We start from the raw sequence: 20508 nt of genomic DNA, 5'->3' as shown, positions 1-20508 counted from the left end.
GCGCATGACCTTGCCCTGAAAAGGTGCGTTTCTTCAGCTTCTGCGTGGTTTGCGCGACGAAGTGGCGGGAACGGGCGCGGTCTTTGGTTCGAGCGCCGCGAGCCGCTCGCCGAGGAAGTCGATGAAAGTACGCAGCTTGGGCGCCATGTACTGGCGGCTGGTGTAGACCGCGAACAGCGTCACCGGATGCGGTGCGTGGTCGGGCAACAGGCGCACGAGTCGGCCCTGCGCGAGGTCGTCCTCGAGCAGCCAGCCCGGCATGAACGCCACGCCCATGCCCGCGCGCACCGCATGCAGCGTGAGCGTGGTGTCGTCCGAGCGCATGACCGGCGTGAGCCGCAGCGGGAACAGGCGCCCGCCCGGCCCGGTGAGCGCGAGATGGTCGAGCGCCACGTAGCTCGGCACGATCGCGCCGAGCCGCGCCACCTCGGCCGGCACCGCGGGGCTGCCGCCCATGCGCGCGAGGTAGTCGGGCGTGCCCGCGAGGAAGAAGGGCACGCGACACAGCGGCCGCGCGATCAGCGCGGGCGAGGGCTCCTGCGTGGCGCGCAGCGCGAGGTCGTAGCCGTCGGCCGCGAGGTCGACCTTGCGGTTCTCGAGGTGGATGTCGAGCAGCACCTCGGGATAGCGCGCGCGGTAGTCGGCCAGCACCTGCGCGAAGCGCGCGGTGGCGCACCACACGGGCGCGCTGAGCTTGAGCTGGCCGCGCGGCGCCTCGCGGGTCTGGCCGATCGCGGCCTCGGCGGCGTCGAGCAGGTCGAGCGCGCGCCGGCTCTGCTCGTACCAGGCAGTGCCGGCCTCGGTCAGGCTCAGGTGGCGGCTCGAGCGGTGCAAGAGACGCGCGCCCAGCGACTTCTCGAGCTGCGCCACGTGCTTGCTGGCCATCGGCGCCGACAGCCCGAGCCGCTCGGCGGCGGCCACGAAGCTGCCCGATTCGACGACCTCGCGGAACACGCGCAGGCTGGTCATGCGGTCCATCGATGATTTCCTCTGGAGAAACGATTCGATGAATCGTAGCCTGTCGATTTCCTCGCAGGAAATATCTACAGTCGCTGCAACGCCTTCAAGGAAGCAACGACATGACCCACGACAACCCGAACCGCCTGCCCACCTACTTCATCTCGCACGGTGGCGGCCCCTGGCCCTGGATGAAGCGCGAGATGGGCGCCACCTACGACCGGCTCGCCGCCGCGCTGGCCGACATGCCGCGCCAGCTCGGCCGCACGCCCAAGGCCATCCTCATGGTGTCGGCCCACTGGGAGGCGCCGGTGTTCACGGTGCAGGGCAACCCGCGCCCGCCGATGATCTACGACTACGGCGGCTTCCCGGCCCATACCTACGAGGTGCACTACGACGCGCCCGGCTCGCCCGAACTCGCGCAGCGCGTGCAGTCGCTGATCGCCGCGGCCGGCCTGCCGGCGGCCATCGATCCCGAGCGCGGCTATGACCACGGCATGTTCTCGCCGATGGCCGCGATCTATCCGCAGGCCGAGGTGCCGGTGGTGCAGCTGTCGCTGCGCCGCGGCCTCGATCCGGCCGAGCACATCGCGCTGGGCCGCGCGCTCGCGCCGCTGCGCGACGAGGACGTGCTGATCGTCGGCAGCGGCCTGAGCTATCACAACCTGCGCAACTTCGGGCCACAGGCGCATGGCGTGTCGAAGGCCTTCGGCGACTGGCTCGACGCCACCTCGGTCGAGGCCGCACCGGCGGAACGCGTGCAGCGCCTGCAGGACTGGGCCGCCGCGCCCTCGGCGCGCATGGCGCATCCGCGCGAGGAGCACCTGATTCCGCTGATGGTGGCGGTGGGCGCGGCCGAGCAGGAGGCGGGCGAGCGCGTCTATCACGAGGAGGCCTTCATGGGCGGCCTCGTGGTGTCGAGCTACCGCTTCGGCGGCGCCGGCTACTTCTGATCGACCCGGCGCTCGGCGCCGTCTGAATCGACCAGCCCGACGCGCTGCTGCCGGCCCCAGGTGCCGCGCCCGGTCAGGAAGGTCCACCAGCCCCAGGCCGCGCCCGTGTGGCGCAGCAGCTGGAAGGTGAAGGGCTCGATCAGCGCCGCCGCGAAGGCCTGCAGCATGCCGGTCTCGCCGTCGTGGCCGACCCAGCGCCGGTACAAGTGCACCGACCACAGGTGGAAGACGAGGTCGAGCACGATCTTGGCGGCGATCACGCCGGCTGCGGGCAGCAGCACGCCGAAGTCGCCGCGCACCAGGTACATCACGAGCAGGCCGAAGGCCGCGAGGCCGTACAGCGGCTGCAGGGTGTCGATGGCCTTGACCGGCAGCATCGCGGTGCCGAGCCAGCCGTAGCGGCGGTCGCCCACCATCGCGCGGTACCAGTACTGGGTCTGCAGAAAGCCGCCGAACCAGCGCCGGCGCTGGCGCAGGAAGGCGCCTACGCTGCTGGGCGCGTCGGTGCGCGCCTGCGCGTCGCCGAGCACGCGCACGCGCCAGTCGAGGCCGTGCGCCTGGGCATGGCGGTGCAGCCGGTGGATGAGCTCGTAGTCCTCGACCAGGCAATCGGTATCGAAGCCGCCCACCGCGCGCACCGCGTCGCGCCGGAAGCCCGCGAAGGCGCCCGAGATCAGCAGCAGGCCGTCGACGCGCATCCAGGCATAGCGCGAGAGGAAGTTGCGGATGTACTCGTAGGTCTGGAACCACTGCAGCAGCCGTCCGCCCAGCGTGCGGCTGCACACCGGCGTGATGACGCCGGTGGCCGCCACCAGCGCGGGCTCGTCCGAGAAGGCGCGGCGCACCGCGGCGATGGCGCGCGCGTCGAGCAGGGTGTCGCCGTCGACGGTGAGCACGGTCTCGGTGTCTATGCACAGCACCGCGGCGTTCAAGGCCACCGCCTTGCCGCCGTGCGGCAGCCGCAGCCAGTGCAGGTTGGGATGCAGGGTGCTCGCGGCGCTGAGCTGCCCCGGCTCCGGCGCCTCGAGCCCGTAGCGCGTGGTCAGCAGTTCGGCCGTGCCGTCGGTCGAGCCGTCGTCGGCGATCACGATGCGGTCGGGCGCATCGGTCTGGCCCAGCAGCGCGGCCAAGGTCACGGGCAGCACCGCGGCCTCGTCGTGCGCGGCGACGATCACGCCCAGCGTGGCGCGGTGTGGTGCCACGGCGGGATGCGGCAGGGGCGCCGAGGCCAGCGCGATGCCGCGCGGGCGCAGGATCGCGAGCGTCTGCCAGCCCACGAACAGCAGCAGCACGGTGTCGTAGAGCACGTAGGCCACGCCCACCGACCAGGCCTGCACGTTGCCCAGGCGGAAGGCCATGGCGAACAGCAGGCCCCACAGCAGCAGCACGCCGCCATGGATGAGCCAGCTTCGCAGCGGCGTGGCGGGGGGCGAGAGTCGCGGCGATGCGGCGACGAAGGCGGAGCGGAGCAGGTCGTTCAAGACAGGGGCGCCAGGGCGATGGGAAGGTGTACGCACGGAACGGGCCGGCGGTTTCGAATGTCCGAGGCCGAAGACCGGACAATCGCGCGCCTGACAGGCTGAGTCGGACTCCCGCCGAAAATTCCCGCATGCCCCCTCACCATCGCTACACACGCACCGCCATCGCGCTGCACTGGATCATCGCACTGCTGATGATCGTCAACATCGCGCTGATCCTCTCGGTCGACCGCTTTCCCGACGACTGGGTGCGCCCGGCCATCGACACCCACAAGTCGATCGGCATCACCGTGCTGGGGCTGGTGATCCTGCGCATCCTGTGGCGCGCCACCCACCGGCCGCCGGCCATGCCCGGCAGCTACGGCCGGCTCGAACGCATCGGCGCGCATGCGGCCCATGGCGCGCTGTACCTCGTGATGATCGCGCTGCCGCTGTCGGGCTGGATGCACGACTCGGCCTGGAAGGACGCGGCCACGCACCCGATGCAGCTGTTCGGTCTGTTCGAATGGCCGCGCATCGGCTGGATCATGGACATCGAGGCCGCCGCCAAGGAGAACCTCCACACCGTGCTGGGCGGCGTGCACACCTGGGCCGGCTATGTGCTCTACGTGCTGTTCGCGCTGCACCTGATCGGTGCGCTCAAGCACCAGTTCCTCGATGGCGAGGCCGAGCTGCAGAGGATGCTGCCATGAGCGCGGGCCTGTCCGGACTCTCGGCCACGACCGAGGACGAAGCCCGCGCCGTCATCGCGCGCGTCGACGCGCTGTCGACCCATCACGACATCGAGCAGGCCGGTGTGCGCGTCCGCTGGCGCCGCTTCGGCCCCGCCGACGGCGGCGCCCATCCGCCGCTGGTGCTGCTGCATGGCGGCCACGGCAGCTGGATGCACTGGCTGCGCAATGCCGAAGCCCTGTCGGCCGAGCGCGCGCTGTGGCTGCCCGACATGCCGGGCTTCAACGATTCGGGCACGCCGCCCCCGCCGGCGCCCGACGAACATCCGCTCGCGCCCTCGCTCGCGGCACTGGCCGGCTCGCTCGATGCGCTGATCGGCGCCGGCACGCCGATCGACCTCGGCGGCTTCTCCTTCGGCGGCGTGGTGGCCTCGCAGTTCGCGCTGCACCGGCGCGCGGTGCGCCGCATGCTGCTGGTGGGCAGCGGCGGCCACGGCACGATGCGGCGCATGGCGGTCGAGATGATCAACTGGCGCCTCGCGCGGGACCGCGAGGCGGAGCGCGCCGCGCTGCTGCACAACCTCGGCGCGCTGATGCTGCACGACATGTCGCGCGCCGACCCGCTGGCCTTCGAGATCCACGACATCGCCTGCCATGGCACGCGCTTTCGCAGCAAGGAGGTGTCGCGCCGCGGCGGCCTGCAGGCGGCGCTGGCCGAGATTCCCGGGCCCAAGCTCTTTCTCTGGGGCGAGTTCGACGTGACCGCCGATTCGCGCGCGCTGGTCGCGCGGCTCGTGGCCGAAGGACCGCAGCGCGAGGGCGCCGTGGTCGACGGCGCGGGGCACTGGGTGCAGTACGAGCGGGCCGAGGAATTCAATCGGCGCGTGGCCAACTTCCTCGACCGCTGAGCGGCGTCAGCCCAGCACCTCGGCCGCGTGCCGCTTCCAGAAGGCCGCGTCGGGCACCGGCCCCGCGCCGGCCGCGGCGTTCTCGGCCATGTGCGCCGCGCGGCTGGTGCCGGGGATGGTGCAGGTCACGGCCGGATGGCTCAGCACGAACTTCAGCAGCACCTGGGCCCAGCTCGCGCAACCGATCTCCGCGGCCCAGCCCGGCAGCGCGCGCTCTCGCAGCCGGCGCAGCAGGCCGCCGCCGCCGAAGGGCATGTTGACGATCACCGCCACGCCGCGTTCGGCCGCCAGCGGCAGCAGCCGTTCGCCGGCAGCGCGCGCATCGAGCGAGTAGTTGATCTGCAGGAAGTCGAGCGGCTGCGCGCGCAGCACCGCCTCGACCTCGTCGTAGGCCGAGGCCGTGTAGTGCGTGATGCCCAGGTAGCGCACGCGGCCCTGCGTCTTCCATTCGCGCAAGGTCGCGAGCTGGGTGCGCCAGTCGACCAGGTTGTGGATCTGCATCAGGTCCACGCGCTCGGTGCGCAGCCGCGCGAAGGACTGTTCCATCTGCGCGATGCCGGCCTCGCGGCCCGAGGTTCAGACCTTGGTCGCGAGGAAGGGGCGCCGAGTACCGCGAGCCGCCGCCGTGGCGGCCAGCAGCTCGCCGGTGCTCTCCTCGGAGCGGCCGTACATCGGCGAGCTGTCGATCACCGTGCCGCCCGCGGCGAACAGCGCCTCGAGCACGCCCGCGAGGCGCTGGTATTCCTCGCTGCCGGGACGCTGGTCGAAACCGATCCAGGTGCCGCAGCCGATCGCGGGCAGCGCTTCCTGGGTGGAGGGGATGGGGCGGGTGTTCATGGTCGGCGCAGGCGTGGACCCGGCCGGCCGCTGCACGAACGCGCTCAGCGCGGCGCTCGCGGGCAGGGCCGCTGCGAGCCGCAGGAACTGCGCGCGATGCATCGGCGCCGCAAGCGCGGGCCGGGAGGAGGGCGTCGGGCCGGGGGTCTTCATGGGAAGGGTGGAATCGACGATAGCACCGGCCCCTGCATCGCGCAGCGGCTCGCGGGGGCGGGCCGCGGGTTGGCGCCGATGCAACACCTTCGTCCGGTGGATTGCCCGCGGATGTTCCCGAATGTATCGTGCGCGTCCGCAGGTGGAGGGCCTGCCGTCCGGCCGTCGAGCGATCCGCCGGAGCCATCCCGCAAAACCATTCCAACAAGAGAGCCACGACCGTGACCCCGTTTCCCCGACCCATCGTCCGCCTGCTGCGCGGGTTCGTGCTGCTGCTGGCCGCGGCCCTGCTGGCCGCCTGCGTCGCGCCGCCGATCGCGCCCGAGCAGACCCTGACGGGCCATGAAGGCGCCGTGGTGATGAAGCTGATCACCAACAGCCCCGGCGAGAACGACCCGGCCGAAACGCTGTGGACCCTGCATCTCCAACGCGTGCTCGGGCCCGGCGAGAAGCAGACCGGCCAGGACATGGTGGTGCTGCAGCGCACGCGCCGTTCCACCTACACCACGGCCGTCTTCAGCGGCATGGTCGCGCCGGGCCGCTACATCATCAAGCACGCGGCGGGCGGCTCGGGCAACATGAGCTACACCTTCCCCATCGATGCGAAGTTCGGCAGCTTCGACGTGGTGCGCGACGAGGTCACGCTGCTCGGCACCTTGCTGATCCAGCCGCGCGGGGGCTCGCGCTTCGTCGTCGCCTACGTGCGGCCGGAGGAAGAACTGCAGAAGACCTTCGAGACCCTCTATCCCGCGCTGGCGGCGCAGACGCGCGATCGCCCGCAGCACGGTTTCATCTTCACGCCCGACCTGCATCGCCGCGCCGCGCTGGCGCCGCAGCTCAAGCGGCTCGCTTCCGCCTGGCATGGCCTGGCACAGACCGCCGACGGCGAGTTCATGGCCGGCGCCAAGCTCGGCAAGGTGCTGTGGCGCAAGAGCGGCGAGAGCCGCTGGCGCGAGATCGACGCGAAGACCTGGCGCGAGGTGCTGTCGGTGCGGCCGTACCGCGGCGGCCTGCTGGTGGCCGGCGAGGAAGGCCTGCTGCGCCTGTCGACCGACGAGGGCGATACCTGGAAGGACCTGCTGCCGCCCGACGACGGCCTGATCCAGGTGGCGCAGCCGATGCGCGACGGCAGCCTGGTGGTGGTCTCGCGCAGCGACAGCCTCTGGAGCGTCTACGCGTCGGCCGATCCGGGCGTCGGGTGGCGCAAGCTCGGCGAGTTCTCCGACAGCCGTTCGATCAACATGCCGTGGATGCGCAGCATGGCCTTCGGCACGCCCGACCGGGTGGGCGTGATGATGCCCAACGGCGACCTCCACGCCACCGACGGCCGCACGCTGACGCGCTCGAGCAATGGCCAGTCCACCCTCGACGTGAACGCGCTGCCCGACGGCACCCTGGTGTCGCAGACGGCGATCTTCACCAAGTCCACCATGCTGTCGCCGGACTGGGGGCAGACCTGGAGCGACCTCAACACCAGCCGCTTCGTCGTGACCATCGCCTTCAAGGACCGCCAGACGGCCTATGCGGTGGCGCCGATCGCACCCGGGCTGATGCCCGGTGCGATGGGGCTGATGACCACGCGCGACGGCGGCAAGAGCTGGACCCACACCGGCGGCTCGCCGAGCATCACGGGGCCGCAGGCCGTGCGCCAGATGATGGTGGACCGCTCCGACGGCTCCCTGATCGCCTTCCTGCCCGACAACCTGATCCTGCGCTCCGCGGACGAGGGCAAGAGCTGGAAGATCGTCAAGGACAACTGAAGCGCCGCGCGGTCCTCACTGCGTTTGCGAGACCTTGACCCCCGCGGCCCCACCGGCCGGCCGGTTCATGTACGCCAGCGTGCTGCCCACCAGCGCGCGCACGCCCACGCGCAGTGCCGACTCGTCGATCACGAACTCGGACGAATGGTTGGGCGCGCCGTTGCGGTCGGCGAAGGGCGAGGCATTGAGGTGCCAGAACACGATCGGGATGTTCTTGCCGAAGGAGCCGAAGTCCTCCGAGCCCATGCTCGGCTGCGACTCGCGCGCCTTGCCGGGGCCGGCCGCGGTCTCGAGCGCCTGCGTCACGGCCTGCGTGGCGGCCGGATCGCTGACCAGCACCTCGTAGCCGGTGTCGATCGTGACCTCGGCCGTCAGGCCGTGGCTCTCGGCGATCTTCTGCGCCTTGAGCCGGATGGCGTCGTGCGCGGTCTTCTGGTTCTTCTGCGACAGCGAGCGCACCGTGCCCGCGATCTCGGCCGTGTCGGGCAGGATGTTGACGCGGTTGCCGCTCTGCAGCAGGCCCACGGTCACCACGGTCGGGCCATCGAGCGGATCGATCTGGTGGCTCACGATGTTCTGGAGCGCCAGCGCGATCTCGGCCGCGGCCAGCGTGGGGTCCTTCGCGGTCCAGGGCGAGGAGCCGTGGCCGCCCTTGCCCTTGAGCGCGATCTTGAACACGTCGCCGCTGGCCATCAGGCTGCCGCGCCGGTAGCTGATGGTGCCCGAGGGCGCGCGCGCACTGATGTGCTGGCCCATCACCACGTCGACCTTCGGGTTGTCGAGCACGCCGGCCTTGACCATCGCGGGCGCGCCGCTGGCCACCGGCCCCGGGCCCTGTTCCTCGGCGGGCTGGAACAGGAACACGACCGTGCCCGGCAGCTCGTCGCGCACCTTCGACAGCGCCTGCGCCGCGCCCAGCAGCATCGCCACGTGCGTGTCGTGGCCGCAGGCGTGCGAGACCGGCACGTCGCTGTTGAGCCAGGGCGCCTTCACGGTCGAGCGGAACGGCAGCTCGTTGCGCTCGGCCACCGGCAGCGCGTCCATGTCGGCGCGCAGCGCCACCACCGGCCCGGGCTTGCCGCCGCGCAGCACCGCCTTGATGCCGGTCTTGGCGACGCCGGTCTGGACCTCGATGCCGGGCATCTTCGCGAGCGCCGCGGCGATGTAGGCGGCCGTCTGCACCTCCTGGTACGACAGCTCCGGATGCTGGTGCACATGGCGGCGCCATTCGATCACCTGCGCCTCGGAGGCATCGGCGAGCGCCAGCGCGCGCGCCGTCAGCGCGTTGCCGGCATCGGCGGCCGGCGCGGTCTGGGCCGAGGCCGCGACGTGGAGGAGGCTGCCGGAGAGCATCAGCAGGGCGAAGCGGGAGCGGAGTTTCATGGGTGGCTGAAGAAGGAAGGGTGAAGGGAGGTGTCGAGGCGGGTCGACCTTAGCGAAAGCCGGCGCATCGGAAAAGACTCGAAAAACTCCAGGGCGATCAAAATCCCTGATCACCCCATTTCCTCGTCCTCCCATGAACCTGCGCCATCTGAAGATCTTCGAAGCGATCGCCGAGGCCGGCAGCATCCGCGCCGCGGCGCGCGTGGCCGGCCTCACGCAGCCCGCCATGACCTACGCGATGCGCGAGCTCGAGCAGAACGTGGGCGCGCAGCTGCTGGTGCGCAGCGCCCAGGGCGTGTCGCTCACCGTGATCGGCGAGGCCCTGCTCCAGCGCGCACGGCTGCTGGCCAACGAGGTGCGCCGCGCCGAGGACGAGATCGCGCAGCTGCGCGACGGCGCCGGCGGCCTGCTGCGCGTCGCCTTCAGCTCCTTCGCGGTCGAGCGGCTGCTGCCCGACGCGCTGCAGGACTTCCGCCGCAAGTGGCCGGGCGTCGCGCTCGAGCTGCAGGAGCTCAGCGGCGCCGACGTGAAGGGCCTCTGGAGCCGCGGCGATTTCGACTTCGCGATCCTCGGCGAACTCGAGCCCGATGCCGGCGACGGCGTGCATCGCGAGACGCTGCTCGAGTTCCCGCTCGCGGTGGTGGCCGGTGCGAAGCATCCGCTGGCGCGCGTGCGTTCGATGGCGAAGCTGCACGAGGCCATGTGGGTGGTGCCCTGGTACGGCGTCGAGCTGCTGCGCCGCCACTTCGCCGCGGCCGGCCTGCCGCCGCCGCGCGACATCGTGATCTGCCATTCGTGGCAGCTCGGCATCACGCTGGTGAAGAAATCCGGCGCGCTGACCCTGGCCGCGGCCTCGCTGTTCAAGCACGCCGTGGCGGCGCGCGGGCTGGTCGCGCTGCAGGTCGCGGACAGGCTGCCCCAGGTGCGGGTGTCGCTGCTGATGCGCGATCCCGCGGCGCTCACGCCGGCGGCGCGGGCGTTCTCGCAGTCGTTGAAGGCGGTGGCGGACGGGGTGTCGGCGGCCGGGCGGTAGCCGGCCGGCTCATTCCGCGCGAAGACACGCGGCGGTGCCTGTGCTCCAATCCCATTCCACCCTCGCCATCCCGCCGCATCCGCCATGGGCTTGCCGCTCCCGCTCGTCCGCCTGTCCTCGCTCGACCTCGTGCGCGGCTTCGTCGCGGTGGGGCGGCGCATGAGCATCTCGCTGGCGGCGCAGGACCTGTGCGTGACGCAGTCGGCGGTCAGCAAGCAGGTGCATGCGCTCGAGGCGCAGCTCGGCGTGAAGCTGCTGGTGCGCGGCCATCGTTCGATCTCGTTCACGCCCGAGGGCGAGCGGCTGTTCCGCAGCGCCGATGCGGTGGTGCAGCAGCTGCAGGAGGTGATGGGCGAGATCGGCCGCACCGGCGCGCAGCGGCCGGTGACGCTGAGCGCGAGCATCGGCGTCACGGGGCTGTGGCTGCTGCCGCGGCTCAGCCGGGTGCAGGACATCCATCCGGGCGTGGACGTGCGGGTGTCGGCCAACAACCGCGTGGCCGACCTGCGCAACGAAGGCATCGACCTCGCGATCCGCTACACCACGCCCGCGCTGGCGCCGGCGGGCGCGGTGCGGCTGTTCGGCGAAACGGTGGCGCCGGTGGCGCATCCCTCGCTGGCGCTGCCGCCGCTGGCCTCGGCCGAGTCGATCGCGGCGCTGAACCTGCTCGAGTTCGACGATGCGCAGCGGCCCTGGCTGCAATGGCGCGACTGGCTGGCCGCGGCCGGCTGGGCCGATGCGAAGCCGCGCGGCATGCTGCGCTTCAACCAGTACGACCAGCTGATCCAGGCCGCGATGGCGGGGCAGGGCGTGGCGCTCGGGCGGCTCGAGCTGATCCAGCCGCTGCTCGACGACCGGCGGCTGGTGCGCGTGGAGGCCGCGTTGCCGGCCCAGCCCTCGGGCCATGCCTACTGGCTGATCCAGGCCGAGCCGCAGCCGCGCGAGGAGGTGCGGCACGTGGCCGAGTGGCTGGTGGCGGAAGCGAAGGGCTCCGCGCCGCACTGAGACCGTCAGGTTCAGGCGCCGGCTTGCGCGCGGGCGAACGCCAGCGCATCGTCGAGCCGGTCGTTGCCCCAGAACATCTCGTCGCCGACGAAGAAGGTGGGCGCGCCGAAGATGCCTTTCTCCATCGCGGTCTCGGTCTGGCGGCGCAGGCGCAGCTTGTTGGCGTCCGACAGCGCCTCGTCGATCACGCGGTGCGCGTGCAGGTCCATGTCGGCGAGCAGCGCGGCCATGGTCTCGGGCGCGTCGATGTCGCGGTCCTCGGCGAAGTTCAGCTGCATCGTGCGGCGGCAGAACTCGCCGATCCACGGCTGGCCGGCGCCGGCCAGCGCGATGCGCAGCGGCAGCACGGCGGCACGCGGGAAGTTGCCGGGCCGCTGCCAGGCCAGGCCGTACTTGCGGCACTGGCGCACCATGTCCTTCCAGACGTAGTCGCCCTTTTCCTTCTGCAGCACGAAGGGCGAGGTCTCCCAGCCCAGCGCGCGGAACACCGGCCCGAGCAGGAAGGGCTGCCAGCGCAGCGCGACGCCGTGCGCGGCGGCGGCCTGCTCGATGCGCATCGCGCTGAGGTAGCTGTAGTTGCTGCCGAAGTCGAACCAGAAGTCGAGCGTGGGTGCGTTCATGGCCATGGCCTCCTCACTCGAACACCACCAGGCAGCGCGCCTCGATGCTCTCGCGCAGCGGGGCATCGGCCGGCGCCAGCGGATGGTCGAAGGCCGCGTGCGGCGTGAAGCGCGCGACGCCGCCGAGCTGCGCGTCGTACTGCTTGAACACCAGCGCCTCGTGCCGGTCCATGCGCGAGAAGTACGACCAGCGGTGGGTGGGGGCATGGGTGGCGAGGTAGATCTCGCCGGTGCGCTTCGGATAGCGCACCTCGGCGTTCACCAGGTCGCGCGCCATCACCGTGCGCGCATCGCAGACGGCCAGCGGGGTGTCGAGCACCGGCCCGGCGATCGAGCGCCAGATGTTGACGATGCAGTAGCGCCGCACGGCGGCGGCCTCGGCCGCGCTCGCGAGCACCAGCGCGAGCCGGCGCCGACCCGATTCCTCGGTGTAGTCGTTGTGGATGCGGCCGTTGGCGGCGGCCTTGCCGTCGGTCTTGCCGCGGCCGAAGTTCAGCGCGGCGCGCTCGGGCTCGCGCTGTCGCACCAGGTGGTCGAACACGTGGGCGCGCGCGCCGCCGGTGACCGCGAGCGCGAGCGCGGCCAGCTCGGGGTAGTAGACGGCCTGGACCTCGGCATCGTCGAGGAAGTCGGCGACCGCCGTGGGCGCCTCGCGCAGCTCGAAGCCCTCGCGCTCGATGTGGGTCGCCCGGCCGCGGGCATCGGCGATCGGCATCGCGATCCGCTCGTACTCGCCGCTCTCCCAGGGCAGGCCGGGCGGCGGCGTGAAGGCGTAGCTGTAGGGCCGCAGCGCGGTCGGCCGCAGGTAGTTGAGGCCGGCCTCGATGTCGCCGCTGGCGGGCAGCGGCGCGGCGGCGATGGCCGAGCCGGCGGGTGGGGAATGGGAAAGGGTGGCGTGCATTCCTGGGGCTCCTGGGACATGGCCCGCTGGCGACCGCGGCGGCCCATCCGCCGCGGCCACGAGGACCATTCTTCGTGAAGCCATTGGAGCGGCTTCGGCACGGAGCTTCAAACGAGATCTTGGCGCCATCGCATGAGCGATTGGAATGGGAGAAGGGGCCCTGCAAAGAAATTTGCCGACCCGATTGCGAACCCCTGAAATACTGGATAAAAATACAGTTAACAGTTTCATCATGGGCTTTCCTTCCCTCGCCTCCCTCTCTCCCGCCGCCGGCCGCGGCGTCTGGCATGCCGACGAGCTCGGCAGCGCCGACGCGCAGGTCATCGGCACCGGCCATGCCGCGCTCGACGCGCAGCTGCCCGGGGGCGGCTGGCCGGTCGGCGCCATGAGCGAGTTGCTGCAGGCCGCGCCCGAGGACCATGTCTGGCGGCTGCTTTTACCGGCGCTGGTGCAGTCGGTGGCGGCGCGCGGCGGCCCCGTGGTGCTGATCGGTCCGCCGCGCGAACCCTTCGGCGCCTCGCTCGCGGCCCATGGCCTGCGGCCCGAGGCGCTGATGTGGGTGCGCAGCGAGGCCGCGGCCGCGCGGCTGTGGGCCTGCGAGCAGGCGCTGCGCTGCGCCGAGGTGGGCGCGGTGCTGGCCTGGCTGCCGCAGGCGCGCGTGGGCGAGCTGCGGCGGCTGCAGCTCGCGGCCGCGCAGCACGAGGCGCTGCTGTTCGTCTGTCGGCCCGAGGCCGTGGCGCAGTCGGCCTCGCCCGCGCGGCTGCGGCTGCGCATCGCGCGCTGCGAGGCCGACCCGGCGCAGATCGAGCTGCACATCCTCAAGCGCCGCGGCCCGCCGCTGGCCGCGCCGGTGATGCTGCCGGCGCGCGGCGAGCGCATGGCGGCGCTGCTCGCGGCCGCGCGGCTGCGGCGCAAGCTGCGCGCGCAGCAGCAGGGCGCCGTGGCGGTGGAGGCGGTGGAAGCACCGCCGGCCGCCAACGTGGTGCGCATCGACGCATGGAAGGCAGGAGGCGCCAATGCACTGGATCGCCTTGCAGTGGTCGCTTGATGCGCAGGCCGAGGCCGGTGCCGCCACGGCCGCCGCCGATGCCATGCCCACGCCCGAGGCGCTGGGCTGGTGGGCGCTGCGCTACACGCCGCACGTGTGCTGGCTCGACGAGGCGCTGATGCTCGAGGTCTCGGCCTGCGAGCGCCTGTGGGGCGGGCGTTCCTCGCTGATGCGTCAGTTGCTCAACGAGAATCCCGTGCCTGCCGCCGCCGTGCTGCGCGGCGCGCAGGGCGCCACCAGCCTCGAGGCGCTGGCGCGGCTGCGGCTGTTCGTGCGCGAGGAGAAGCGGCCGCCCGAGATTCCCGCCGGCCTGCCGCTCGACACCCTGAGCGCCGCGCGCGAGCACCTCGATGCGCTCGCGCGGCTGGGTTGCCGCAGCTGGGGCGAGGTGGCGGCGCTGCCGCGCGGCGGGCTCTCGCGGCGCTTCGGCGCCGAGCTGCGCGCCGCGCTCGACATCGCCTGGGGCCTGCGCCCCGAAAGCCATGCCTGGCTCACGCTGCCCGACGTGTTCGAGCAGAAGCTCGAGCTGCCCGCGCTGGCCGAGACCGCGCCCGAACTCATGTGGTCGGCCAACCGGCTGCTGTCGGCGCTGCAGATCTGGCTGCGTGCGCGCCAGCGCGGCGCGCGCGCGCTCGAACTGGAATGGACGCTCGACCTCAAGCGCTTCAACGGCGTGAACCTGCCGCCGACCCAGCAGATCGCGGTGCGCACCGCCGAGCCCACGCAGGACCTCGCGCACCTGCGCCGCCTGCTGTCCGAGAAGCTTGCTCTCGCCACGCTCGCCGCGCCCGCGAGCTGGCTCAAGCTGCGCTCGCTCGAGACCGATCCGTGGGCCGGGGCGAGCACCAGTTTTCTGCCGGAGGACAACCGCAAGGGGGACAAGTTGCACGAGATGGTCGAGCGGCTGAGCGTGCGGCTGGGGGCGATGCAGGTGCTGGTGCCGCGGGCGCGGGCGGATCACCAACCCGAACACACGCAGGTCTGGCGGCCGGCGCTGGGCCGCAGCGGCATCAAGTCCACGGCACCCAAGGCACGGGCACGCGATGCCGCCGCGGCACCGGCCCAGCAGCCCGATGCCCTCTATCCCGCCTGGCTGCTGCCCGAGCCGCTGCGCCTCGAGATGGACGGCGAGCGGCCTTGCTACAAGGGTCCGTTGAGCAAGCTGATCGGGCCGCAGCGGGTCGAGACCGGATGGTGGGGCGGCGTGGACGAGGGCGGCCAGCCGGCGGTGCGCGACTACTACATCGCAGAGAGTCCCGAGGCCGGCCTGGTGTGGATCTTCAGGGAGCGCTCCGCGGCCTGCTTCGCTTCGGGCGAGGTGCGCTGGTTCCTGCAGGGGCTGTATGCCTGATTCGAGCGCCAAGCAGCGCAAGCCGGCCCCGGTGCAGCCCCTGCCGCGGCGCGAAGCGGTCGGCGTACCGAGCCTGCCGGGCTATGCCGAGCTGCATTGCCTCACGCACTTCAGCTTCCAGCGCGGCGCTTCCACGCCCGAGGAGCTGGTGCAGCGCGCCTACCACCTCGGCTACGCGGCGCTCGCCATCACCGACGAATGCTCGGTGGCCGGCATCGTGCGCGCGCACGTGGCGTTGCGCGACCTGCCGGGGCAGCTCGACGAGTACGAGCGCGAGCATCCCGAGGAGCCTCCGATCCCGCGCCATCCCGAGTTCCGGCTGCTGTTCGGCAGCGAGTTCCGCTTCGAGCGCTTCAAGCTGGTGGTGATCGCGAACGACACCGAGGGCTGGGGCAACCTCTGCGAATTCATCACCGCCGCGCGCAACACCGAGCTGCCCAAGGGCGACTACCGCGTGACCTGGGACGGCAGCGACGTGGCCTCGCTGCAGCACTGCCAGGTGCTGTTCGTGCCGCAGCGCGTGCCCGGCGCCATGCTCGACGCCGAGGCGCTGCACGGCGACCTGAAGGCGGCGCAGGCCCTCTATGGCGACAACCTCTGGCTGGCCGTCGAGATGCTCAACGAGATCGACGACGACCTCTGGTTCGTGGCGCTGACCGAGGCCGGCGAGCGCGCTGGCGTGCGTCGGGTGGCGGCCGGCGACGTGCACATGCATGCGCGCGCGCGAAAGCCGCTGCAGGACGTGCTCACCGCCGTGAGCGAAGGCAAGACGGTGGCCGAATGCGGCTTCGCGCTGCAGTCGAATGCCGAGCGCCATCTGCGCCAGCGCGTGCGGCTGGCCGAGCTCTACACGCGCGAGATGCTCGCGAACACGCTGGAGGTGGCCGCATGCTGCAGCTTCGATCCGAAGGTGATCCGCGAGAACTACAAGTACCCGCTCGAGACCCTCGGCCACGACGAATCGCCCGCGCAGACGCTGGTGCGCAAGACCTGGGAGGGCGCGAAGGTCCGCTATCCCGACGGCGTGCCCGACAAGGTGTGCGAACAGGTCGAGAAGGAGCTGGCGCTGATTCTCGAGCTCGAGTACGAGATGTTCTTTCTCACGGTGGAGGACATCGTGCGCTTCGCGCGCTCGCAGGCCATCCTTTGCCAGGGCCGAGGTTCCTCCGCCAACTCGGCCGTCTGCTACTGCCTCGGCATCACCGCGATCGATCCCCACAAGGGCCATCTGCTGTTCGAGCGCTTTCTGAGCCGGCATCGTCATGAGCCGCCCGACATCGACGTCGACTTCGAGCACCAGCGGCGCGAAGAGGTCATCCAGTACATCTACGCCAAGTACGGCCGCGACCGCGCCGCCATTGCCGCGGTCGTCATCTGCTATCGCGCGCGCAGCGCATTGCGCGACGTGGGCAAGGCCCTGGGCATCGACGAGCGCTTGGTCGACGAATTCGCGAAGGACCACTACTGGTTCGACGACACCGTGCTCGGCGAGCAGTTGCGTGCCGCCGCCGCGCGCGTGGGCGTGGAGGAAGACGAACTCAAGCTGGTGCAGTGGATCGAGATGACGCAGCGCCTGCGGGGCTTTCCGCGCCACCTGAGCCAGCATGTCGGCGGCTTCGTGTTGACGCACACCAAGCTCACGCGGCTGGTGCCGGTCGAGAAGGCCTCGATGAAGGACCGCTCGGTGATCCAGTGGGAGAAGGACGACCTCGAGGCCATCGGCATGCTCAAGGTCGATGTGCTGGCGCTCGGCATGCTCAGTGCGATCAGGCGGGGACTCGACCACATGAACCGCTGGCGGGGCTGTTCCACGCAGATGCATCAGGTCCCGAACGACGACCCGGACGTCTTCAACATGATCTGCGACGCCGACACCGTGGGCGTGTTCCAGATCGAGAGCCGCGCGCAGATGTCGATGCTGCCGCGCCTGAAGCCGCGCACTTACGAAGACCTGGTGATCGAGGTCGCGATCGTGCGGCCCGGACCGATCCAGGGCGGCATGGTGCATCCCTACCTGAAGCAGCGCGAACGAATCGCCAAGGGGCTGCCCATCGTCTACGAGAAGGACGAACTGCGGCCCGCGCTGGAGCGCACGCTGGGCATCCCGATCTTCCAGGAACAGGTGATGCAGATCGCGATGATCGCGGCCGACTTCTCCGCCGACGAAGCCGACCAGTTGCGCCGTGCCATGGCCGCGTGGAAGCGCAAAGGGGGACTCGAGGGCTTCCATGACAAGCTCGTGCAGGGCATGACTGGAAACGGATACAAGGCCGAGTTCGCCGAAGCCATCTTCAAGCAGATCCTCGGCTTCGGCGACTACGGCTTCCCCGAAAGCCACGCCGCCAGCTTCGCGCTGCTGGTCACGGTCAGCAGCTGGCTCAAGTGCCACGAGCCCGCCTGCTTCCTCGCCGCCTTGCTCGACTCGCAGCCGATGGGCTTCTACAGCCCCTCGCAGCTGGTGCAGGACGCGCGCCGGCATGGCGTGGAGGTGCGGCCGGTCGACGTGACCTGCAGCGAGATCGACACCACGCTCGAGCCGCGCGCGGCCGATGCACCACGCGTGCCGCCGGGCACCGACGCACGCTATGCCGAGCGCCTGGGCCATGACGACCAGCCCGCGGTGCGCCTGGGCCTGAACCGCATCGCGAGCCTCAGCAAGGGCGGCGCGAAGCGCCTGCTCGAGGCCCGCGCGCAGTCGCCTTTCACCAGCACCGAAGACCTTGCGCTGCGCGCCGAGCTCGACGGCAAGGACATGGCGGCGCTGGCCGCGGCCGATGCGCTGATCTCGCTGTCGGGCCATCGGCGCCAGCAGATGTGGGATGCGACGGCGCAGCGGCGCGCGCCGGGGCTGCTCAAGGGCGTGCCGATCCACGAGGAGGCGCTGGCGCTGCCCGCGGCGCCCGAGGGCGAGGAGATCGTCGGCGACTATGCGTCGATGCGCCTCACGCTGCGGCGCCATCCGCTCGCGCTGCTGCGCCCGCGGCTGGCGCGCATGAACCTGCTGAGCGCCGAGCAGCTGCGCGGCATGCCCAGCGGCCACGTGGTGCGCGCCTGCGGCATCGTCAAGGGCCGGCAGCGGCCGCAGACCGCCAACGGCACCATCTTCGTCACGCTCGAGGACGAGACCGGCAACGTCAACGTGATCGTCTGGAACCACGTGATCGAGGCCTGGCGCGAGCCGCTGCTGAAATCGCACCTGCTCGCGGTGCAGGGCACCTGGCAGCGCGACGACGACAGCGGCGGCAAGGTGCAGCACCTGATCGCCACCGGCTTCAAGGACCTGACGCCGCTGATGGGCCGGCTCGCGCAGAGCAACAGCAGCCGGGATTTCCACTGACGCGACGGCGGCATCCGCGCGTTCTGTCCGTCTCTGCAACCGATCGCAACCGTTCGTTCGAGTCCTCGCCTCATCCATCGGATTTCGCTAACCTGTTCCTCACCATGTCCGCACTCGCACTCGATCCCATCGTCGATATGCCCATCGGCCCGCCGCCACCCGCGCCCGACGTGCCCGTGGTGCCGCCACCGCCCGTCATGCCGCCGGGGCCGTTGCCCGAGGGCGACCCGCCGCCCGCGATGCCGCCGGTCACCGACCCCGGTTTTCCGCCGCCGGTGGAGGAACCACCGATGCAGACCGCGGTGTCGCTCGCGGCCTCGCTGGCCATCGCATCGGCGTCGGGCGGCGTGCCCTTCGGCAAGCTGCATGCGCGGCGCCTGCGCGAGATGTACCGCTCGGCCGGCTGGCCCTGCTGCGACGCGATCGAGGTCGAGCTGCTCGCGGGCGGCTTCCTCGAACGCGTGCGGTCGGCGCAGGGCCACGAGACCCTGCGCGTGACCGATGCCGGCCTCGCGCGCATCGCCACTACGCTCACGATCAACCGCGCGGCGCTGTCGCCGCACGAGGCGCTGGTCGAACGCGTGGCGCGCGAGATGACGCGCGGCGGCCGCATCGCCTGGCGCGGCCTGAGCCTGCGCGCGAAGCTGCCGCCGGCGGAAGAGGGCGGCAAGGCGCGCTGGTGCATGGCCAGGCCCGATGTCTTCTCGATCCGCAACACCAGCGTCGAGGCCTATGCGCATCCGATCGTGCACGAGGTGAAGGTGAGCCGCGCCGACCTGCTGGGCGACCTGCGCAAGCCCGACAAGCGCGCGGCCTACCTCGACCTCGGCGGCGAGTGCTGGTACGTGCTGGGCAACGACGCGCGCGGCCGCTGCATCGCCACGCCCGAGGAGGTGCCGGCCGAATGCGGCGTGATGGTGCTCGAGGGCGAACGCCTCGTGGTCGCGCGTGCCGCGGTGCATCGCAGCTTCGAGCGGATTCCGTTCGCGGTGTGGCTCGCGCTCGCGAAGGCGCAGCCGATGGCGGGGTTCGATGAGGACGTGCAGGACTTGCTGGTGTGAGGCCTGCCGAGCCGGCGCGATGGTTGCCGGTTCAGTGAAGTGAAGCAGTCAGACGGCGCAGCCCGTGGCGTGCGGAGATCGATGCCAGGTGCTCGTGACGAAACGGTGTCGTGAAGTGCGAGCGGACGACGCGGATTTCGCTCACGGCCCAAGGGATGGGCGACATCGTAGGGCAGGCGGCGCGTTCGGAAGCGCGGGCGATCGTGATGTGGGGTTTCCATCCCGAGGTCTTGGCGAGATCCATCAGGTCCGCATGTTGGAGAGCCGACCAGATTCTTTCTCGCAATTCGAACAACTGTCCGTGCGGAGCAGGCTGAATCACGGAGACACCGTTGGACCATGTGCCGGACTGATCGAGCATCAGACCGAATGCCTTCATCCGCACTTGCGACAGTGCCTCGAGCAGTCGTTCCTCGCAGCGCTCTTCGTGCTCATCGAGATAGCCCAGCGTGAGATGCAATCGGCTCAGCGGCGGAAAGTGGCAGCCCTTCGGCCACCACCATTGCCTGCGGTGCAATTCGATGGCCGTTGACACGGCTCCGTTCGGAAACAGTCCGACCAGCAGTCGGTTGTCGCTCGTTGCGTGATCCTGGGTCATGTCGAATGTCATCTGGCACTTTCGAACGATGAGTGATTCAGTCCACCTTCGGCCACCACTGCTGCGCCGTCGTCCGTAACACCCGCGCAGCCTGCGCCTTGATGTCGTGCGGATCGCCCTGTTCGTTGTGCCGCAGCACGCGGAACGGCCAGGTCGAGAGGCGTCCCGTGGCACGCAGCCGCGGGGCGGGTTGCGTCTGCGTGGGGCGTGAAAAGAAGAGGATGCGCGCAGCGGCTGCGGGCGGATTGGCGGTGGTCATGCGGTCGCCTCGAAGTTGTTCTTGGAGACGAGGCATTCTAGAGAAATGCTGTATGGACGTACAGTTAAAACTCCTTGCCCGAAGCCGTCGCGGATGGGGAATTCCTATCGCGCGAACGCCCCGCGCCGCGCCACGAAAAAGGGGCTCCGAAGAGCCCCGAAATCCCCATCGTGAAACCCTCACAAGGTGTGAAGA

Annotated in this window: 17 protein-coding genes and 1 pseudogene; 10 read left to right on the top strand and 8 right to left on the bottom strand. The window is 70.8% G+C overall.

Going from position 1 to position 20508, the window contains the following annotated elements; genetic code table 11:
- Window positions 1–33: 33 nt before the first annotated feature.
- On the bottom strand, window positions 34–978 hold the full coding sequence (locus BM109_RS17170) for a LysR family transcriptional regulator (RefSeq protein ID WP_093344644.1): 945 nt from the start codon (window positions 976–978) through the stop codon (window positions 34–36).
- Window positions 979–1079: 101 nt separating this feature from the next.
- Between BM109_RS17170 and BM109_RS17165 the strand changes: the two genes are divergently transcribed.
- The gene (locus tag BM109_RS17165) at window positions 1080–1910 is read left to right on the top strand and encodes a DODA-type extradiol aromatic ring-opening family dioxygenase (RefSeq protein WP_093344642.1); all 831 of its coding nucleotides are present in this window, start codon (window positions 1080–1082) and stop codon (window positions 1908–1910) included.
- On the opposite strand, the gene BM109_RS17160 is transcribed toward BM109_RS17165, so the two are convergent.
- On the bottom strand, window positions 1901–3391 hold the full coding sequence (locus tag BM109_RS17160; protein ID WP_093344639.1) for a glycosyltransferase family 2 protein: 1491 nt from the start codon (window positions 3389–3391) through the stop codon (window positions 1901–1903). The genes BM109_RS17165 and BM109_RS17160 overlap by 10 nt on opposite strands.
- Before the next feature lie 128 nt (window positions 3392–3519).
- Here BM109_RS17160 and BM109_RS17155 point away from each other — a divergent pair, with 128 nt between their 5' ends.
- The gene (locus BM109_RS17155; protein WP_093344637.1) at window positions 3520–4080 is read left to right on the top strand and encodes a cytochrome b; all 561 of its coding nucleotides are present in this window, start codon (window positions 3520–3522) and stop codon (window positions 4078–4080) included.
- Complete coding sequence (locus tag BM109_RS17150) at window positions 4077–4967, top strand: alpha/beta fold hydrolase (RefSeq protein WP_093344634.1); 891 nt, start codon at window positions 4077–4079, stop codon at window positions 4965–4967. The genes BM109_RS17155 and BM109_RS17150 overlap by 4 nt, the downstream gene beginning before the upstream one ends.
- Before the next feature lie 6 nt (window positions 4968–4973).
- Here BM109_RS17150 and BM109_RS17145 read toward each other — a convergent pair.
- Window positions 4974–5906, bottom strand: a pseudogene (locus BM109_RS17145) (aldo/keto reductase).
- 272 nt (window positions 5907–6178) lie between these two features.
- Here BM109_RS17145 and BM109_RS17140 point away from each other — a divergent pair.
- Window positions 6179–7717, top strand: a complete 1539-nt coding sequence (locus BM109_RS17140; protein WP_093344632.1) for a WD40/YVTN/BNR-like repeat-containing protein — start codon at window positions 6179–6181, stop codon at window positions 7715–7717.
- Between the two features lie 15 nt (window positions 7718–7732).
- On the opposite strand, the gene BM109_RS17135 is transcribed toward BM109_RS17140, so the two are convergent.
- Window positions 7733–9100 (bottom strand): M20 metallopeptidase family protein, encoded by a 1368-nt coding sequence (locus BM109_RS17135; RefSeq protein WP_093344629.1) that lies wholly within the window; start codon window positions 9098–9100, stop codon window positions 7733–7735.
- A gap of 133 nt (window positions 9101–9233) precedes the next feature.
- On the opposite strand from BM109_RS17135, the gene BM109_RS17130 reads away from it, so the two are divergent.
- Entirely contained in the window at window positions 9234–10133 is a 900-nt protein-coding gene (locus BM109_RS17130; RefSeq protein WP_093344626.1) for a LysR family transcriptional regulator, read from the top strand.
- Window positions 10134–10223: 90 nt separating this feature from the next.
- Window positions 10224–11138, top strand: coding sequence for a LysR substrate-binding domain-containing protein (locus BM109_RS17125; RefSeq protein WP_093345056.1), 915 nt, complete (start codon window positions 10224–10226; stop codon window positions 11136–11138).
- An 11-nt stretch (window positions 11139–11149) separates the two neighbouring features.
- Here BM109_RS17125 and BM109_RS17120 read toward each other — a convergent pair whose 3' ends face one another.
- Both BM109_RS17120 and BM109_RS17115 read right to left on the bottom strand, forming a co-directional pair.
- Window positions 11150–11758, bottom strand: a complete 609-nt coding sequence (locus tag BM109_RS17120) for a 2-hydroxychromene-2-carboxylate isomerase (protein ID WP_093345049.1) — start codon at window positions 11756–11758, stop codon at window positions 11150–11152.
- A gap of 13 nt (window positions 11759–11771) precedes the next feature.
- Complete coding sequence (locus BM109_RS17115) at window positions 11772–12659, bottom strand: CmcJ/NvfI family oxidoreductase (protein WP_256222617.1); 888 nt, start codon at window positions 12657–12659, stop codon at window positions 11772–11774.
- A 232-nt stretch (window positions 12660–12891) separates the two neighbouring features.
- Between BM109_RS17115 and imuA the strand changes: the two genes are divergently transcribed.
- From imuA to BM109_RS17095, 4 genes are all read left to right on the top strand, one after another.
- Window positions 12892–13707, top strand: a complete 816-nt coding sequence (imuA, locus tag BM109_RS17110) for a translesion DNA synthesis-associated protein ImuA (RefSeq protein WP_093344624.1) — start codon at window positions 12892–12894, stop codon at window positions 13705–13707.
- Window positions 13676–15058, top strand: a complete 1383-nt coding sequence (locus BM109_RS17105; protein WP_093344621.1) for a Y-family DNA polymerase — start codon at window positions 13676–13678, stop codon at window positions 15056–15058. The genes imuA and BM109_RS17105 overlap by 32 nt, the downstream gene beginning before the upstream one ends.
- Window positions 15051–18395, top strand: coding sequence for an error-prone DNA polymerase (locus BM109_RS17100; RefSeq protein WP_093344619.1), 3345 nt, complete (start codon window positions 15051–15053; stop codon window positions 18393–18395). The genes BM109_RS17105 and BM109_RS17100 overlap by 8 nt, the downstream gene beginning before the upstream one ends.
- Before the next feature lie 104 nt (window positions 18396–18499).
- Window positions 18500–19456: a hypothetical protein gene (locus BM109_RS17095; RefSeq protein ID WP_093344616.1), complete on the top strand. Its 957-nt coding sequence runs from the start codon at window positions 18500–18502 to the stop codon at window positions 19454–19456.
- Between the two features lie 31 nt (window positions 19457–19487).
- Here BM109_RS17095 and BM109_RS17090 read toward each other — a convergent pair whose 3' ends face one another.
- The gene (locus BM109_RS17090) at window positions 19488–20066 is read right to left on the bottom strand and encodes a 2'-5' RNA ligase family protein (protein ID WP_256222615.1); all 579 of its coding nucleotides are present in this window, start codon (window positions 20064–20066) and stop codon (window positions 19488–19490) included.
- A 25-nt stretch (window positions 20067–20091) separates the two neighbouring features.
- The gene (locus tag BM109_RS17085; RefSeq protein ID WP_093344614.1) at window positions 20092–20313 is read right to left on the bottom strand and encodes a hypothetical protein; all 222 of its coding nucleotides are present in this window, start codon (window positions 20311–20313) and stop codon (window positions 20092–20094) included.
- Window positions 20314–20508 lie beyond the last annotated feature (195 nt).

It is taken from the genome of Variovorax sp. PDC80 (assembly GCF_900115375.1).
In the GTDB taxonomy this organism is placed as follows: domain Bacteria; phylum Pseudomonadota; class Gammaproteobacteria; order Burkholderiales; family Burkholderiaceae_C; genus Variovorax.
Note: the sequence above shows the minus strand (reverse complement) of the source record. Positions and strands in the feature narration are given on the sequence as shown.

Bases quoted from the DNA above. Each gene is read 5' to 3' on its own strand.
- BM109_RS17170 (WP_093344644.1), bottom strand. From the start codon at position 978: ATGGACCGCATGACCAGCCTGCGCGTGTTCCGCGAGGTCGTCGAATCG.
- BM109_RS17100 (WP_093344619.1), top strand. From the start codon at position 15,051: ATGCCTGATTCGAGCGCCAAGCAGCGCAAGCCGGCCCCGGTGCAGCCC.
- BM109_RS17085 (WP_093344614.1), bottom strand. From the start codon at position 20,313: ATGACCACCGCCAATCCGCCCGCAGCCGCTGCGCGCATCCTCTTCTTT.
- BM109_RS17130 (WP_093344626.1), top strand. From the start codon at position 9,234: ATGAACCTGCGCCATCTGAAGATCTTCGAAGCGATCGCCGAGGCCGGC.
- BM109_RS17135 (WP_093344629.1), bottom strand. From the start codon at position 9,100: ATGAAACTCCGCTCCCGCTTCGCCCTGCTGATGCTCTCCGGCAGCCTC.
- imuA (WP_093344624.1), top strand. From the start codon at position 12,892: ATGGGCTTTCCTTCCCTCGCCTCCCTCTCTCCCGCCGCCGGCCGCGGC.
- BM109_RS17090 (WP_256222615.1), bottom strand. From the start codon at position 20,066: ATGACATTCGACATGACCCAGGATCACGCAACGAGCGACAACCGACTG.
- BM109_RS17115 (WP_256222617.1), bottom strand. From the start codon at position 12,659: ATGCACGCCACCCTTTCCCATTCCCCACCCGCCGGCTCGGCCATCGCC.
- BM109_RS17150 (WP_093344634.1), top strand. From the start codon at position 4,077: ATGAGCGCGGGCCTGTCCGGACTCTCGGCCACGACCGAGGACGAAGCC.
- BM109_RS17120 (WP_093345049.1), bottom strand. From the start codon at position 11,758: ATGAACGCACCCACGCTCGACTTCTGGTTCGACTTCGGCAGCAACTAC.
- BM109_RS17165 (WP_093344642.1), top strand. From the start codon at position 1,080: ATGACCCACGACAACCCGAACCGCCTGCCCACCTACTTCATCTCGCAC.
- BM109_RS17155 (WP_093344637.1), top strand. From the start codon at position 3,520: ATGCCCCCTCACCATCGCTACACACGCACCGCCATCGCGCTGCACTGG.
- BM109_RS17095 (WP_093344616.1), top strand. From the start codon at position 18,500: ATGTCCGCACTCGCACTCGATCCCATCGTCGATATGCCCATCGGCCCG.
- BM109_RS17105 (WP_093344621.1), top strand. From the start codon at position 13,676: ATGCACTGGATCGCCTTGCAGTGGTCGCTTGATGCGCAGGCCGAGGCC.